This is a genomic window from Mesorhizobium sp. B2-4-3, from assembly GCF_006442815.1.
Taxonomy (GTDB): Bacteria; Pseudomonadota; Alphaproteobacteria; order Rhizobiales; family Rhizobiaceae; genus Mesorhizobium.
Map to the genome: position 1 here is coordinate 33,348 of NZ_VFVL01000014.1, position 15,643 is coordinate 48,990.

At 65.4% G+C, this 15,643-nt stretch carries 13 protein-coding genes; 7 read left to right on the forward strand and 6 right to left on the reverse strand.

The genetic code is table 11. The features are described 5' to 3' along the window. Positions 1–45 precede the first annotated feature (45 nt). Complete coding sequence (locus FJ956_RS15360; protein WP_140679128.1) at positions 46–1,026, forward strand: GlxA family transcriptional regulator; 981 nt, start codon at positions 46–48, stop codon at positions 1,024–1,026. Here the strand turns inward: FJ956_RS15360 and FJ956_RS15365 are convergent. From FJ956_RS15365 to xylA, 3 genes are all read right to left on the reverse strand, one after another. Further along, positions 1,007–1,768: a TIGR01458 family HAD-type hydrolase gene (locus FJ956_RS15365; protein ID WP_348641080.1), complete on the reverse strand. Its 762-nt coding sequence runs from the start codon at positions 1,766–1,768 to the stop codon at positions 1,007–1,009. The genes FJ956_RS15360 and FJ956_RS15365 overlap by 20 nt on opposite strands. Before the next feature lie 60 nt (positions 1,769–1,828). After that, positions 1,829–2,032: a hypothetical protein gene (locus FJ956_RS15370; RefSeq protein WP_140679124.1), complete on the reverse strand. Its 204-nt coding sequence runs from the start codon at positions 2,030–2,032 to the stop codon at positions 1,829–1,831. Positions 2,033–2,203: 171 nt separating this feature from the next. Then, positions 2,204–3,529, reverse strand: a complete 1,326-nt coding sequence (gene xylA / locus FJ956_RS15375; protein ID WP_140679122.1) for a xylose isomerase — start codon at positions 3,527–3,529, stop codon at positions 2,204–2,206. Between the two features lie 111 nt (positions 3,530–3,640). Here xylA and FJ956_RS15380 point away from each other — a divergent pair, with 111 nt between their 5' ends. After that, positions 3,641–4,003 carry a nuclear transport factor 2 family protein gene (locus FJ956_RS15380; RefSeq protein ID WP_140679120.1) on the forward strand — a complete coding sequence of 121 codons (363 nt, stop codon included), beginning with the start codon at positions 3,641–3,643 and terminating at the stop codon, positions 4,001–4,003. Positions 4,004–4,200: 197 nt separating this feature from the next. Here FJ956_RS15380 and xylB read toward each other — a convergent pair whose 3' ends face one another. Both xylB and FJ956_RS15390 read right to left on the reverse strand, forming a co-directional pair. After that, on the reverse strand, positions 4,201–5,655 hold the full coding sequence (gene xylB / locus FJ956_RS15385) for a xylulokinase (protein WP_140679118.1): 1,455 nt from the start codon (positions 5,653–5,655) through the stop codon (positions 4,201–4,203). 82 nt (positions 5,656–5,737) lie between these two features. Further along, the gene (locus FJ956_RS15390) at positions 5,738–7,063 is read right to left on the reverse strand and encodes a tetratricopeptide repeat protein (protein WP_140679116.1); all 1,326 of its coding nucleotides are present in this window, start codon (positions 7,061–7,063) and stop codon (positions 5,738–5,740) included. Positions 7,064–7,386: 323 nt separating this feature from the next. Between FJ956_RS15390 and FJ956_RS15395 the strand changes: the two genes are divergently transcribed. Next, the gene (locus FJ956_RS15395) at positions 7,387–10,077 is read left to right on the forward strand and encodes an autotransporter outer membrane beta-barrel domain-containing protein (RefSeq protein ID WP_246672107.1); all 2,691 of its coding nucleotides are present in this window, start codon (positions 7,387–7,389) and stop codon (positions 10,075–10,077) included. Between the two features lie 151 nt (positions 10,078–10,228). Here the strand turns inward: FJ956_RS15395 and FJ956_RS15400 are convergent, their stop codons facing one another. Then, positions 10,229–10,852, reverse strand: coding sequence for a LysE family translocator (locus tag FJ956_RS15400; protein ID WP_140679112.1), 624 nt, complete (start codon positions 10,850–10,852; stop codon positions 10,229–10,231). 329 nt (positions 10,853–11,181) lie between these two features. Here FJ956_RS15400 and FJ956_RS15405 point away from each other — a divergent pair, with 329 nt between their 5' ends. The 4 genes from FJ956_RS15405 to FJ956_RS15420 all read left to right on the forward strand — a co-directional run bounded on the left by FJ956_RS15405 (position 11,182) and on the right by FJ956_RS15420 (position 15,590). Beyond that, on the forward strand, positions 11,182–11,850 hold the full coding sequence (locus tag FJ956_RS15405) for a L,D-transpeptidase (protein WP_246672109.1): 669 nt from the start codon (positions 11,182–11,184) through the stop codon (positions 11,848–11,850). 87 nt (positions 11,851–11,937) lie between these two features. Continuing rightward, entirely contained in the window at positions 11,938–13,104 is a 1,167-nt protein-coding gene (locus FJ956_RS15410) for a diphosphate--fructose-6-phosphate 1-phosphotransferase (protein ID WP_140679108.1), read from the forward strand. 14 nt (positions 13,105–13,118) lie between these two features. Next, the gene (locus FJ956_RS15415; RefSeq protein ID WP_140679106.1) at positions 13,119–13,865 is read left to right on the forward strand and encodes an MBL fold metallo-hydrolase; all 747 of its coding nucleotides are present in this window, start codon (positions 13,119–13,121) and stop codon (positions 13,863–13,865) included. Between the two features lie 186 nt (positions 13,866–14,051). Continuing rightward, positions 14,052–15,590: a DegQ family serine endoprotease gene (locus FJ956_RS15420; protein ID WP_140679104.1), complete on the forward strand. Its 1,539-nt coding sequence runs from the start codon at positions 14,052–14,054 to the stop codon at positions 15,588–15,590. Positions 15,591–15,643 lie beyond the last annotated feature (53 nt).

Consider the following 15,643-nt stretch of genomic DNA (forward strand, 5'->3'; position numbering starts at 1 on the left):
AATGCCCGACTTGCCGAAAACTGTTTTGCGTTTTACGAAGCTCTCATGATCAAAAGCGAAAAGCCGTCCATCTTTCGCTCCGAGCCGGAGAAGCTCAAGGTGACGTTCCTGGTGTTCTCGGGCTCGTCCATCATGTGTGTCGCCTCGGCCGTCGACCCGTTGCGCGCCGCCAACCGCATCTCGGGCGAGACGCTGTTCGACTTCAAGCTGGTGTCGGTCACGGGCGAGGCGCCGGTCACGACATGCGGCCTTCCGGTGGCGGTCAGCGGGCGCTTCGACGCGGCCGAGCCGACCGATATGCTGGTCGTCGTCGCCGGCTTCGGCACGCAGAACTACGCCACTTCGGCGTTGCTCGCCGGCCTTCGCCGCGCTGCTCGCGCCGCCCGCGCCTGCGGCGGCGTCGAGGCCGGCACCTGGCTAGTAGCGCGCGCCGGCCTGCTCGAGGGGCGCAGCGCCACCACGCACTGGGAGGACATGGAGGACTTTTCCGCCGCCTTCCCGGGCGTCGACGTGCGGCCGGACCGCTATGTCATCGACGGGCCGGTCTTCACCTCCGGCGGCGCTTCGCCGACCTTCGACCTGATGCTGCATCTCATCCGCACCCGGCTCGGCATGGCCGCCGCGCTCGATGTGGCGAGCGTCTTCATCTACGACCAGGCGCGCGCAGCGACCGACGCGCAGCCGCTGGTCTCGCTCGGCCGGCTCGACGGCTACGATCCGCGGCTTGCCCAGGCGATCCGGCTGATGGAAGCGCATGTCGACCAGCCGCTCACCATCGACGCGGTGGCCAGGCGCGCCGGCGTGACGGCGCGGACGCTGGAAAGCATTTTTCGCAAATCGATCGGCGAGACGCCGGGCGCTTATTATCTGAGACTGCGCCTCAGCGCCGCCCGCCGTCTCGTCGTCGACACGCGCATTGCCATGGCCGATATTGCCGGGCGTACAGGCTTTTCGTCCGCCGCGGCATTTTCCAGGGCATTTTCGAGAGCGTTCGGCGAGGCGCCGGTCAGGCTGAGGCGCGGCTGATTATCCAGTCGGTCGCTGCCGCCAGATCGTCGACCAACGCCGTGGGCGCCGGATCGAAGCGCGTTTCGTCGCCGGGGCGGTATTTGCCCGTCCGCACGAGCAGCGCCGCGCCAAGCCCGGCGCTGAACGCGCCGGCGACATCGCTCTCCGCGTCGTCGCCGACCATGACCGCATCGGCAGCCGGGCAGTTCAAATCGGCAAGCGCCGAATGGAAGAAATCCGGCGACGGCTTGCCGAGCACGACAGGGCTTCGGCCGCTGGAGAATTCGAGGGCCGCGACGAACGCGCCGGCGTCGAGGCTGAGCTGGCCGTCGGCATCCTTGAAGGTGCGGTTGGTGGCCAAAGCCACAAAATCGGCGCCGGCGATCAGCTCGCGGAAAGCCCGGTTGAGGCTGGCGTGGTCGAAGGACTCCCCGGCATCGCCGACGACGACAGCGCGGCCGTTACCGCCCTCCAGGCCCGAAAACTCGGCTTCGAGGTCGGGATGGACGAGCAGATGCGGCTGGCGCCCATGCCTGCGCAACCATTCGATCGCAGCGCGCGCCGGCGTCAGCAATTCTTCATCCGCAACTTTGATGCCCATTGCGGCAAGTTGCGCGACGATCTTGCTGCGCGGCGAGCGTGTCGTGTTGCTGACAAAGCGGAGCGGCAGCCCGGCCTTGCGCAAACGCTCGACCGCAGTCACAGCACCTGCGATCGGGGTATCGCCATCATAGACGACACCCACAAGATCAAGCAGCACCGCGCGTATCATCGGTGCAGGATGGAGAAGCCACCTCTTTTCGTCAAATCGTGGGGATTGTCAGGCGGCGTCGCGGCCTTCGCCGACGATGCGCGTGCGCATGCTCTTGGCCAGCGCCGTTTCCAACCGCGCGGCGACCGCGCGGTCCCATTCATTTGTCTTGTGTCCGCCGTCTTTCGAATGCGGCAACGCCATCAGCCGGTCGATGATCGATCCGGTTTCGCCGGACGAAAGCAGGGCGTCGATTTCGCGTTCATGCTGCATATCGGTTCGCCTCCTTCTTCTTCACCCGCCACAGGAGCCACGTTTATACGAGTTCCGTGACGGCTGTTTGAAGGCAAGAGCGGGGCGATTAAGGGGCGGCTCAGGGCAAAACCTTGTCGTGAAGTTCTGCCCCGCGCCAATGCAATACGGTCGGGCATCCCGCCTGAGCGATCAGACGTAGCGGTTGACGATGTTTTCGAGCAGTTCCTGCCGGCCGGAGCGCGGCTGCGGCTCGATCTTCTCCTTCACCACGCGCGCGGCGATCTCCTCCAGCGTGCGCTCGCCCGAAAGCATCGCCTTGCCTTCGGCGGCGCTCCAGCCGGCATAGCGCTCGGCGAGCGGGCCGGACAGCGCCTTGTCCTCGATCATCTTGGCCGCAGCTTTCAGACCGCGCGCGCAAGAATCCATGCCGCCGATATGACCGATCAGGAGGTCGTCCGGGTCGAGCGACTGGCGCCTGAGCTTGGCGTCGAAATTGGTGCCGCCGGTCTTGAAGCCGCCGGCCTGCAGCACCTGGTAATAGGCCAGGGCCATTTCCGGCACGTTGTTGGGGAACTGGTCGGTGTCCCAGCCCGATTGGTAGTCGTTGCGGTTCATGTCGATCGAACCGAAGACGCCGAGCGCATTGGCCAGCGCCAGCTCATGCTCGAAGGAGTGGCCGGCCAGAATCGCGTGGCCTTGCTCGATGTTGAGCTTGACCTCCTTCTCCAGCCCGAAGCGCTTGAGGAAGCCGTAGACGGTGGCGACGTCGTAATCATACTGATGCTTGGTCGGCTCCTGCGGCTTCGGCTCGATCAAGATCGTGCCCGTGAAGCCTATTTTGTGCTTGTAGTCGACGACGAGGTTGAGGAAGCGGCCGGCCTGCTCCTGCTCGCGGGCAAGGTCGGTGTTGAGCAGCGTCTCGTAGCCCTCGCGCCCGCCCCACAGCACGTAGTTCTCGCCTTTCAGCTTCTTGGTGACGTCGATGCACTTCTTCACCGTCGCCGCCGCATAGGCGAATACGTCCGGATCGGGATTGGTGGCCGCACCCGACATGAAGCGGCGGTGCGAGAAGAGGTTCGCCGTGCCCCAGAGCAGCTTGACGCCGGTCTGCTTCATCTTGCCGGCAAAATAGTCGGCGATCTCGTCGAGGCGCGCGGCGCTCTCCGAAAAATCCTTGCCTTCAGGGCGCACGTCGGCGTCGTGGAAGCAGAAATAGGGCGCGCCGAGCAGCGAGAACATCTCGAAGGCGACGTCGGCCTTGAGCTTGGCCAATTCCATCGTGTCGAAGCCGCCCGGCTTGGCGAACCATGGCCGGTCGAAGGTCTGGCCGCCGAACGGGTCGCCGCCCGGCCAGGCGAAGGAATGCCAATAGGCGACGGCGAAGCGCAGATGGTCTTCCAGCCGCTTGCCGGCCACCACCTCATCGGGGTTGTAATAGCGATAGGCCAGCGGATTGGTCGAATCCGGCCCTTCATATTTGATTGTCTTGATGTCGCCGAAAAATCCGCTGCTCATGGTTTCCTTCCTCTCCAAGTGCTTTTCCCGATTACCTCAGGCGTAATTGGTTTCACTCTTTTGCGGGGCGAAAAGCGTCAGGTCGAAACGATCCAACGAAGGATGATGACCATGACCGACCTCAACACGATCGCCCGCAACTACATCACCGCCTGGAACGAGAGCGATGCGACGCGCCGCAAGGCGCTGCTCGACGCGGCCTTCACCAAGGATGTCAGCTATCGCGACCCGGTCATGCAGGGCGACGGCCATGCCGGCGTCGCGGCGCTGATCGACGGCGTGCAGCAGCGCTTTGCCGGCTTTCGTTTCTCGCTGAAGGGTGAGCCGGACGGTTTCGCCGACCGCATCCGTTTCTCGTGGAATCTTGGACCCGAAGGCACGGAATCCGTCATCGAGGGCACCGACATCGGCGTCATCGAGAACGGTCGCCTGAAGAGCGTCACCGGGTTCTTGGACAAGGTGCCGGCGCAGTGAGGTTAAATGGGTAAGAGGGGCGCGAGGCACCCCCCTCTGCCCCGCCGGGCATCTCCCCCGCAAGGGGGGAGATTGGCAGCTTCGGCGCTGCCACGCTTTTTTCAATGCTGGCGATTGGCGAAGGTCCGCGTGACAGTCAATCTCCCCCCTTGCGGGGGAGATGGCCGGCAGGCCAGAGGGGGGTGCCTCGCGCCGACTCACGCAGTTACCGCCCTTATTGCCGGATAGAGCGCACGATACCTCTGATAAGCATCGGCAAAAGCGCCACCAAGCCCGGCGTCCGGCTCGATCGTCGCATCCGTCGCCGGCGCGGTGCAGACGGCGATTGGATCGGCGCCGGTCGCGGCAATCAAACCGAGCCTTGCCGCGCCGAAGGCGGCGCCGAAATCGCCGTCGGCGGGGATGTCGACCGGCACCTGCAGCGCGGTGGCGATCGCCTTCAGCCAATAGCGCGAGCGCGAGCCGCCGCCGATCGCGGTCACCCGGGTCAGCTCTGTGCCGGCTTTCTTCAGTGCCTCGAGACTGTCGCGGAAAGCGAAGGCGACGCCTTCGAGCACCGCCTGCGTCAGCACGGCCTGGTTCGATTCATGCGCGATACCGGTGAAGGAGCCGCGGATGGCGGAATCATTGTGCGGCGTGCGCTCACCCGAAAGATAGGGCAGGAAGGTGACGCCCGTCGGCGCCTTCAGCGCATCGCCGAGTTCACGCGTCAGATCGCCGGCGCCCTTTCCGGTGATTTCCGATAGCCAGTTGAGCGAATCGGTGGCCGACAGGATGACGCCCATCTGGTGCCATGTGTCGGGCAGCGCATGGCAGAACGTGTGCACCGCGCTTTCCGGGTTGGGCAAATAGGAGGCATTCGCCGCGAACAACACGCCCGACGTCCCGAGCGAGACGAAGGCGTGGCCGGCGCCGACAGTGCCCATGCCGCAGGCCGAGGCCGCGTTGTCGCCGGCGCCGCCGGCAACCGGAATGCCGGCCGCGATGCCCCATTTCGAGGCGAGCTCGCCGCGCAAGGCGCCGGCCTTCGCGGTGCCTTCGACCAGCAAGGGCATGTGCTTTTCGTCAAGCGACGTCGCCGCCAGCAATTCGGCCGACCAGCTGCGCTTGCCGACATCGAGCCACGAGGTGCCGGCCGAATCCGACATTTCGGATATATGCTCGCCAGTCAGCCAGAGCCGCAGATAATCTTTGGGCAGCAGCACCTTGGCGACGGCGGCGAAGATCTTGGCTTCGTGTTCCTTCACCCAGGCAAGCTTCGGCGCGGTGAAGCCCGGGAAAACGATGTTGCCGGTGAGCTTGCGGAAGCGCGGATCGGCATCGAGCGCGGCCGCCTCGACATGGCTGCGCGTGTCGTTCCACAGGATGCAGGGGCGCAGCACCTTGTCCGATGCATCGAGCAGGGTGGCGCCATGCATCTGGCCGGAAAGGCCGATGCCCTTGACCGCGGCCAGCTCTTTCGGATGCGAAGCCTTGAGTTCGGCAATCGCCGCCTCGCAGGCCTCGATCCAATGCGCCGGATCCTGTTCCGACCAGCCCGGATGCGGCCGCGAGACATCGAGCGATCCGTGGCCGGAGCCGATGACCTTCTGGCCGCCGTCGATCAGCAGCGCCTTGACGCCCGATGTGCCCAGGTCGAGGCCGAGATACATGATTTCCTCCCAATGCCGTTAATTTTTTCGGATCTCGAAAAAATCTGGCTTGGCCAGTTTTTAGGGCAAGATCCGTCCCGGGTCAATTCTCTGACAAGTCGGCGGCGCGCCGCGTGAACAGCGCCGACAGCGGGCTTTCCGGCCGCGTCAGCTGGCGCTCGGCGGTCAACGCCCGCGCGAGCGCCGTATCGCCGGCGCGCAGAGCGGCCTCGATCAGCGTCAGGTCGATCACGTCGCGCTGCGCATGGCTGCCGCCGAAACGATGCGCGATCGAGCGGATCGGCCGGATCAGGCGCACTGCCTCGTCGTGATTGCCGTCGCCGAAGGCCTTGATCGCAAGCGTCAGCGGATGTCCGACATCGCGCGTGAAGGCGGCGTTGTCATCGCTGCCGCGCATCGCTTCGCGCTGCGCCTCGAGCAGCGTCTTGGCCGGCGCTTCCAGTCCGGCGCCGACAAAGGCCATCATCGCATGCGCGTCGTTGAAGGCGTAATTGCTGGCGGCGGCTTTCGGGATCCAGTTGGCGGCGAGCGCCGCCCAGCGGTCGCCGACATCGGCGCCGCCCAGAGTGAGGCGCCACAGGATCGCCGAGGCATCGACCATGTTGAGCGCCAAGGTCGAGCGGTCGCCATAGATCGGTCCGTCATAGAGCCTGAGCACCTCGTCGGTTTCGCCGAGATCGTAATGGAACAGCGCTAGGTGCCACCAATTGTGGATCTGGAGAAAACTCTCCTTCGTCCATGCTTCCGGGTCGGCGCGCATCCAGGCGATGCCGTCTCGTTGCCGGCTTTGCATTTCCATGACATGCGCGACCGCATGCTGCGCCCAGCCATCGCGCGGTTCGATCTCCACAGCCTGTCGGCCCAGGGTTTCGGCACGGGCGTAGTCGCCCATTTCCTCGAGCCCGAAGGCCTGCATGCCGAGAATGGCGTGGTAGCCCGGCATGTCTTTGTGCCAGGCCGGCAGCGCCCGGCCGATGCGGTCGCGCAGCATGCGCGCATTGCCGGTGAAGAAATCGATCTGATGCCCGACCTGCAAAGCCAGCGCATCGTGCGGGCTGTCGATCGCGATGTCCTCGAGGATGCGCGCGGCCTCATGCCATCGCCCTTCGGCGAGATGGCCGAGCGCCGCGACATGCGCCTGTTCGCGCGTGGTGCCGGCAAGCGGCTGGGCCGCCGCATGACAGGATCGCACGACGGCCATCGCCTCCCGCTCCGTGGCAAGGCCGAACAGATAGCCTTTGAACACATGCGCCATCACGAAGCCGGGATCGTCGGCGATGGCACGGTCGATTGCAGCGACCGGGTCGCCGATGAAGCATTGCAATTCATGCACGGCGCGGGCGTAGGACGAGAACCCGGCTTCGGTCGCGCCCGAGCAAGTCAGGCCGAATGCGTCCTTCAGCGCCATTGGGTGCCCTTCGACGATCGCGAATTTGCTGTTCGGAGCCCGATCCTAAAGCATCGGCGCGGAGCGTGCCAACGGGTGCCTCGATCAATCAATACTCAGGTCTATCCGCCCAAGATTGCAGTTCATCAACCATAGAGCGCAGAATAGGCTTTGAAAACCGAGACAAATTATGGCCTTATTGCGGCCGGGACGGGGCGGCTTGAATCGCGAATTGCGAGGACGCGATGCGGCGCTTTGGAAATTCTCTCCCGAGACTGTTCTCGGAAGATAAAGTTATATCAGCAAATGCTGATCGACAGATGAGAGGCCTGGATCATCCTTGGATGCTTGGCCTTCTGGCGTCGACTGCACTTACATTGCTGCCAGGCTCCCAGGCTTTTGCCGCATGCGTGCTGAGCCCGCCCGCCGGCAATACCGCCTATGTCTGCGACAGCGGCGATTCCGGCGGCAGCCTCACCGACACCAGCGGCGACAACACGCTGACCTTCCCCTCCGGCGGCACCGGCCAGCTCAGCGGCAACGTCACTTTCGGTCCCGGAACGGACCGCATCGACATGCAATCCGGCACCATCACCGGCGCGGTCGACCAGGGCGACGGTACCGATTTCTTCACCATTGGCGCCGGCACCGTTGCCGGCAATGTCCAGCAGGGTGCCGGCATCGACGATTTCAACATGAGCGGCGGCCAGATCGGCTCGCTCAACCAAGGCGATGGGCTCGACACCTTTACCATGAGCGGCGGCCGCATCGTCGATTTCTTCGACGATGGCGACCGCGCGGTGATGACCGGCGGCCGCATCGGCCGGGTCAACATGAAGCTCGACAAGAACTACTTCAACATGTCGGGCGGCGTCATCGACCGCAATCTTGTCACCGGCTTCGACACCGATACCATCATCCTCTCCGGGGGCACGATCGGCGGCAACATCAGCGTCAGCGGCGGCAACGACAGTGTCACGATCACCGGCGGCACGGTCGGCGGCGACGTGCTGATGAGCTTCGGGTCCGACAATTTCGTCTGGGACGGCGGCGGCATCATCTATGGCAGTGTCGACCTTGGCGCCGACAACGACACCGCCAAGCTCAGCAACCTCACCAAGGCCAATCTCGGCGGCGCCGACGCCTTGAATGGCGGCCTTGGCACCGACACGCTCACCTTCGACAACGTCAAGCTCGACGGCATCGCCAGGGTGCAGAACTGGGAAACGATCGACGCCACCAACGACACGCAGCTGATCCTCGACGGCAACCTCGTGCTGGGCGACTCCGGCACGGGCACCGGCACGCTCAATGTCGACCAGGCGAGCACGCTTTATGGCGGTGGCTTCAACGCTTCGATCCAGGCCTTCACGTCCGGCCAACTGGCCAACGTATTCAACGCCGGGCGCATCGACCTGACCAACGGCAATACGGGCGCCACCGACCGGCTGACGATCAACGGCAATTATACCGGGCTGGGCGGCCTGTTGCTGATCCAGACCGAGCTTGGCGACGATTCCTCCGCTTCCGATCGGCTCGTCCTGTCGGGCGGTACCGCCTCCGGCTCGACCGGCATTGCCGTCATCAATGACGGCGGCGCCGGCGCCGAGACCACGGCAGACGGCATCATGGTGGTGCAGGCGGTCAACGGCGCCACCTCCAGCGCCAACGCCTTTGCGCTCGACGCGCCGGTCGCGGCCGGTGCCTTTGAATATTATCTCTTCAAGGGTGGCGTCAGCGCCGGCAGCGGCGAGAACTGGTACCTGCGCTCGACGCTGATCACGCCGACATCCCCGGCTGCGGCTCCGTCCGCGTCCGAACCCACGCCAGCGCTGGAGCCGGAGCCGCCGGCCACCGAGCCGCCACCGCCGCCCTCCGACCTGCCGCCTGTGCCGGTGCCGACCGAAGGCGACGTCAACAATCCGCCGGTCGATCCGACGCCGCCGGTGCAGGCGAGCGATCCGGAACCCGAGCCGCCGCCGCCACCGCTGGAGGCGCCGCCGGCCGACCCGCCGCCGCCGCCGCCCCCGGTGCCGACCGCCGTGCCGGATCTGCCCACGCCAGCGCCCGGGCAGGAAATCCTGCTCTACCGCATCGAGGTGCCGGTCTATTCGGCCGTACCGCCGGTGGCCGAGCATCTGGCGATGGCGACGCTCGGCACCTTCCACGAACGCCGCGGCGAGCAGAGCCTGTTGTCGTCCGACACCGATTTGCAGCCGGTCTGGGGCCGTATCTTCGGTCAGGACGCCAAGATGGGCTGGTCGGGAACGGTCTCGCCCTCCTTCGACGGCACTTTGTTCGGCCTTCAGGCCGGTTTCGATCTTTTCGGCCGTGAAACCGCCTCCGGCTCGGTCGACCGCGCCGGTCTGTTCCTCGCCTATGGCAGCATGAACGGCGACCTGCGCGGCCAGGCGCTGGGTCAGGATGGGCTCGCGGTCGGCAGCCTCGACGTCAGCGGCACCAGCGTCGGCGGCTACTGGACACGGCTAGGCAAGTCCGGCTGGTACCTGGACGGCGTGCTGATGGCGACCTTCTTCGGCGGCTCGGCCTCATCGTCCCGCGACATCGGTATCGATGTCGGCGGAACCGGCGTCACCGCGTCGCTCGAAGGCGGCTATCCGGTCGCACTCGGACAAGGCTGGACGTTGGAGCCGCAGGCGCAACTGGTCTGGCAGCATTTGTCGCTCGACGACGCCAGGGACCGGTTCTCCTCGGTATCGTTCGATTCCGACGATGACGTCACCGGCAGGATCGGGCTGAGGCTGCAAGGCGAGACCGTCCTCAACGGCACGCCGCTGCAACCCTACCTCAAGGCCAATCTCTGGCATAATTTCGGCGGCACCGACCGCGTCGATTTCGAGGGCACCGACATCTCGACCGAGAGCCGGTCCACCTCCTTCGAATTCGGCGGCGGCGTGGTCGCCAAGGTGACCGACAAGGTCAGCGTTTTCGCCACCGGCGACTACACGACCAATCTCGGCGGCGACAAGCGCCGCGTGCTGGAAGGCAATCTGGGCGTCAGCGTGAAATGGTGAAGGTGTGTCGATATTCAGGTGAGGCCGGCCTGCAAATGGCGGCTTCCTGCGCTTCCGGTGCTCACGTACTTTAAGTACGCTCCGCTCCGGTTCTCGGAAGTCACCATTTTCGGCTCAGCCTGACCTGAATCTCGACACACCTTAGGGCAGATCAGTTCCCCGACCGCATCGCCACCGTGGCGATGCCGGCGCCGACCAGCAGCGTGCCGCCGGTGCGGTTGAAGATGCAGATCGCCTTCGGGTTGCGCACGATCGCCCGGGCCCTGGATGCGATCAGCGCATAGCCGAACGCGTTGGCGAAAGCCAAGGTCAGGAAGGTCGTCTCGAAGATCAGCATCTGCGGCCAGAAGTCGGCGTGCCGGTCGAGGAACTGCGGCAGGAAGGCGACGAAGAAGGTGATGCTCTTCGGGTTGAGCGCCGTCACCAGCCAGGCATGCGCCATCATCCTTGCCGCCGAGACCGCGTCGGTGCGCGGCTCGGCCTTCAGCGCGCCGCCGGCACGGAACAGTTTTATGCCGAGATAGATGAGGTAGCCGGCGCCGATCACTTTGAGCACGGTGAACACGGTGGCCGAAGCCGCCAGCAGCGCGCCGATGCCCAGCATCGACAGCGTCATGGCGGTGAAGTCGCCGAGCGCGACGCCGACCGCCATCGGCAGCGCGGTGCGCCAGCCTTGCCCCAGCGCGTAGGAGACGACCAGCAGGATCGTCGGGCCTGGAATGACGAGAAGGATGGACGAGGCGGCGGCGAAGGCGGCCCAGTTTTCGAAGGACATTTCCCTGCTCCTTGAGCGCAAAGAAAAGGATAAATCCTGGGGTCGCCGGGAATGTAAAGGGGCCGTTGGAAAAATCTTCGGCGCCCGTGCCGTAGGCCCATCCGCCGCAACGATCCGTTAGGGTTAAGCCGTACTCTCGCGCTTTCACCATTTTTCAACCATGAGTGGCGAAAATGCCTGCGATCCGGCCGGACCGTGCTTCCCGCCGGCAGCGTAGGGTTTGGTGCATGCGCGAGTTGCCGCAAAGTCTGACGCCGCCTTCTAGCGGCGCCGCAATCGATACTGAAATTCAGCTTTCCCGCCGCGCCGTGCTTTCCGGTGCCGGCGCCATGGCGCTGCTCGGCCTGGCCGGCTGCAGCACCACCGACACGCTCGACCTGCCGCAAATGCAGCTCGACAACACTGTCACCGGTTCCGTGCCGCCCATGCGCCCGGCGATCAGCGTCGACAAGAACATCACCGGCCCCGACGTCATGTACGCCTCGCTCACCGATGACGGTTTCCAGGTGCCGGAGGTGCCGTGGCAGAAGGTCAAGCCGCAGTTCCGCCGCCAGATCGTGGTCGACAAGACCGGCGAGGCTCCCGGCACCATCGTCGTCCATCTTGAGGAGCGCATGCTCTATCTGGTCCAGCCGGGCGGCGACGCCATCCGCTATGGCGTCGGCATCGGCAAGGACGGCTTCCGCTGGTCGGGCCGCGCCAACATCCAGTATGGCCGCGAATGGCCGGTCTGGACGCCGCCGCCGGAAATGATCCAGCGCAAGCCGGAACTGGTGAAATGGCAGGGCGGCCAGCCCGGCGGCCTCACCAATCCGCTGGGCGCCCGGGCGCTCTACATCTACCAGGACGGCAAGGACACCGGCTACCGCATCCACGGCTCGCCCGAATGGTGGAGCATCGGCCAGGCGATGTCGTCGGGCTGCGTGCGCCTGATCAACCAGGACATCATCGACCTCTACAGCCGCGTTTCCAAGAAGAACCCGGTCGTCGTCGTCTAATCTCGCCCTCCATCCACTCCCCCGTTGCGCGATGCCGCAAGACAGGCGAAGGTGCTCTGAAAACCTTCGCCCCGGGAGAGAAAAAGCATGGCTGGAACCTTCGTCATCGCGCAGGGTGGCGGTCCGACCGCCGTCATCAACCAGACGGTCGTCGGCGCCACGCTGGAAATCCGCAAGCGTCATCCCGGTGCCAAGGTGCTGGGCTCGATCCATGGCGTGCGCGGCATCCGCGACGGCAACTATGTCGACCTCTCCGCCATCCCCCAGGACCGGCTGCGGCTGATCGCCGGCACGCCGAGCGCCGCCCTTGGCTCGACCCGCGACAAGCCGGACGCCGCCTATTGCGAGGTCATCCTCAACGGCCTGAAGAAGGCCGGCGCCGACGCCTTCATCTATATCGGCGGCAACGACACCTCGGGCACCCAGCAGATCCTGACCGATGCCGCCGGCGGCTCGATCGCTTTCGTCCATGCCCCGAAAACCATCGACAACGACCTCGAGGAGAACGACCACACGCCGGGCTTCATCTCGGCGGCCGAGTTCGTCGCGGGCGCCTTCCTGTCCGTCGACCTCGATTTCCGCGCGCTGCCCGGCATCTATGTCGGCATCGTCATGGGCCGTCACGCCGGCTTCCTCACCGCCGCCGCGGCCGCCTGGCAGCTCGATTCCGACAGCGGCCCGCATCTGGTCTACGTGCCGGAGCGCGCCTTCTCGGCGAAGCGCTTCATCGATGAAGTGCGCGAAAAGCTGGACCGCCACAAACGCTGCATCGTCGCCGTCTCGGAAGGCGTCAGCACCGCCGACGGCAAGGCGCTGGTCGAAAGCCTGGTGCCGCCGGACAAGCTCGAGCGCGACCAGCACGGCAACGTCAAATTGTCGGGCAGCGACCTGCCGGCGGCGCTCGAACGGGCCTTGGCCGAAGGCCTGCCGGGCAAGCGCGCGCGGGTCGACGCGCTGGGCTACATGCCGCGCGGCTATATCGGCGCGATCAGCGCCGTCGACGCCAAGGAAGCCTTCGATGCCGGCGCCTTCGCGGTTGCCGTCGCCGGCGAAGGCGGCGGTTCGGTCGCGATCCAGTATGACGGGTCGAAGACGGTATTGAAGAAAGTGCCGCTGAAGGCGGTTGCCGGCAAGACGCGCCATATGCCCGACGATTTCATGATGCCGGACGCCAACCAGCTTTCGGAAGCCGGCATGGCCTATCTGAAGCGGCTGGTGCCGGAAAAATACAAGGTCGGGAAGCCGTTCGTCTGATGGGTGGCGGCTCGATGCCAGAGCTTGCGGTTGGCGACTGGTTCGGCAAGGCCGTCATCGATGCCGGGACGACGATGCTGACCGAACCCTTCGTGCATGATTTCGTGCGCGCCAATATCTGGCATTTGAAGGGCCGCGACGCGGATCTGCTGGTCGATACCGGCATGGGCATTCGCCCGCTGGCGCCTGAGATCGACACCCCGCCCGGCAAGCCGCTCATCGTCGTCGCCACCCACATCCATCTCGACCATGTTGGCTCGCTGCACGAATTCCCGCTGCGCATGGGGCCGAAGACGAGCGCGGCGCGCTTCGACGCCATGGATGATGCCGTCACCTACGCTTATATGTTCCACAATCTCGACGGCGCCGTCTCGAAGCTGCCGGCGCCGGACTGGAAGGCGGCTGACTATCGCATTCCTCCCGCCCCGCTGACCCGCGCGCTCGACGAGGGCGATATCGTCGATCTCGGCGACCGGAAATTCCGCGTGTTGCATCTGCCTGGACATTCGCCGGATTCGATCGCGCTTTTCGACGAGACCGATGGCCTCTTCTTCGCCGGCGACGCCATCTATGACGGCATGCTGATCGACGACCTGCCGGATTCGGACCGGACGGCCTATTGCCGCACCATGCAGCGCCTGCTCGACCTGCCGATCCGCATCGGCCTGGGCGGCCACGGCCCGATCTTCGATGCCGCCCGCATGCGCGAAATGGCCTCGTCCTACTTGCGCCGCCGAGAGCGGTTCGTAAGCGCTTCCTGAATTAAATCTTCGTAAGGTCGTCCAAAAACCCTAATTCGGGCCATTCGGCGACCTAGATGCTTGTCTGTCGAGACGGCCGGCTGCCATGCACGGCGAGACAGGCAGATCCGACCATCGGCACGTCGACGGACAATCCATTGGGAGTGCCCGCGACGCCGGATCAACTCTCGCCCGGACAGAACGACCATGTCACCCTCAAGCATTCTTCGCAGACATCGCGTCGCCGCCCTGCTGGGCGCCGCGCTGATCATTTCGCCCGTCGTCGTTTCCTTCGCCCAGAACAATGCCGGCCTGAGCACCGTGGCCGCGACGACCCAGACGCCTGTCGCCGGCATCACCGCTCCGAACGGCTCCTTCGCGCCGGTCATCGCCGTCACCAAGCCGGCCGTCGTCACCATCACTTCGGTCATGAAGGCACAGGCCCAGGACGAGGGCTCGCCGCTTGGCGGCAATGTGCCTTTCGACCAGTTCTTCCAGCAGTTCTTCGGCGACCAGGGCATGCCTATGCCGAAAGCGCCACCGCAGCAGCAGTCGCAGCGGCAGGAGGCCCTCGGCTCCGGCTTCATCGTCGGCGCGGACGGCACGATCGTCACCAACAACCATGTCGTCGACGGCGCGAGCTCGATCAAGGTGACGCTCGACGACGGTACCGAGCTTCCCGCCAGGCTCGTCGGTCACGACGCCAAGAACGACCTTGCGGTGCTCAAGATCAAGGCCGACAAGGCATTGCCGACTGTCAAATGGGGCGATTCCAGCAAGTTGATGACCGGCGACCAGGTGCTGGCGATCGGCAATCCGTTCGGCATCGGCACCACGGTCACCGCCGGCATCGTTTCAGCGCGCGGCCGCGACCTGCATAGCGGGCCGTTCGACGACTTCATCCAGATCGACGCGCCGATCAACCACGGCAATTCCGGCGGCCCGCTGGTCGACGTCAACGGCAATGTCATCGGCATCAACACCGCCATTTTTTCGCCCAATGGCGGCAGCGTCGGCGTCGGCTTCGCCATCCCGTCGGACCAGGCTGAGAAGGTCGTCGCCAAGCTGATGAAGGGCGGCGACATCGAATACGGCTATCTCGGCGTGCAGATCCAGCCGGTCACCCAGGACGTCGCCAGCGCCATCGGCCTCGACCATCCGGGTGGCGCGCTGGTCTCGGCGGTCACGCAAGGCTCGCCCGCCGCCAAGGCGGGCATCGAGACCGGCGACGTCATCACCGGCTTCGCCGGCCACGAGGTCAAGGACCCGAAGGATCTGTCGCGGGCCGTTGCCGACGTGTCGCCGGGCGCCAAGGAAACGCTCGATGTCTGGCGCAAGGGCAAGGCGATGCAGATTTCAGCCGATGTCGGCCGCAACGCCGAGGATCAGAAGACCGCCTCGAACGGCAATGAAGGCGCCAACCCTTCGGCCGGGCAGGGCCTGCGCGTGCCGTCTCTCGGCCTCGGCCTGACCGACCTTACGCCCGACATCCGCGACCAGCTCAACCTTGCCGGCAACCAGCGCGGCGCGGTGGTCGAGCGGGTCAATCCGGACAAGGCGGCGTCGGTGGCCGGCATCCAGCCCGGCGATGTCATCGTCGGCGTTGACCAGATGCCGGTGAAGACGGCCCGGCAGGCCAACCAGGCGATCGCCGAGGCTGGCAAGTCCGGCAAGAAGTCGGTGCTTTTACTGATCGATCGCGGCGACGCGCAGATATTCGTCGCCGTGCCCTTCGCCGCCGGCTGACAACGCGTGGCGACCCGCCGCTATCCGGCGGGTCGCCGAGATTCCTGTTGCCC

Coding starts and splice junctions, on each gene's coding strand:
- FJ956_RS15360 (WP_140679128.1), top strand. CDS start 46: ATGATCAAAAGCGAAAAGCCGTCCATCTTTCGCTCCGAGCCGGAGAAG.
- FJ956_RS15370 (WP_140679124.1), bottom strand. CDS start 2,032: ATGCAGCATGAACGCGAAATCGACGCCCTGCTTTCGTCCGGCGAAACC.
- xylA (WP_140679122.1), bottom strand. CDS start 3,529: ATGAGCAGCGGATTTTTCGGCGACATCAAGACAATCAAATATGAAGGG.
- FJ956_RS15380 (WP_140679120.1), top strand. CDS start 3,641: ATGACCGACCTCAACACGATCGCCCGCAACTACATCACCGCCTGGAAC.
- xylB (WP_140679118.1), bottom strand. CDS start 5,655: ATGTATCTCGGCCTCGACCTGGGCACATCGGGCGTCAAGGCGCTGCTG.
- FJ956_RS15390 (WP_140679116.1), bottom strand. CDS start 7,063: ATGGCGCTGAAGGACGCATTCGGCCTGACTTGCTCGGGCGCGACCGAA.
- FJ956_RS15395 (WP_246672107.1), top strand. CDS start 7,387: ATGCTTGGCCTTCTGGCGTCGACTGCACTTACATTGCTGCCAGGCTCC.
- FJ956_RS15400 (WP_140679112.1), bottom strand. CDS start 10,852: ATGTCCTTCGAAAACTGGGCCGCCTTCGCCGCCGCCTCGTCCATCCTT.
- FJ956_RS15405 (WP_246672109.1), top strand. CDS start 11,182: ATGGCGCTGCTCGGCCTGGCCGGCTGCAGCACCACCGACACGCTCGAC.
- FJ956_RS15410 (WP_140679108.1), top strand. CDS start 11,938: ATGGCTGGAACCTTCGTCATCGCGCAGGGTGGCGGTCCGACCGCCGTC.
- FJ956_RS15415 (WP_140679106.1), top strand. CDS start 13,119: ATGCCAGAGCTTGCGGTTGGCGACTGGTTCGGCAAGGCCGTCATCGAT.
- FJ956_RS15420 (WP_140679104.1), top strand. CDS start 14,052: ATGTCACCCTCAAGCATTCTTCGCAGACATCGCGTCGCCGCCCTGCTG.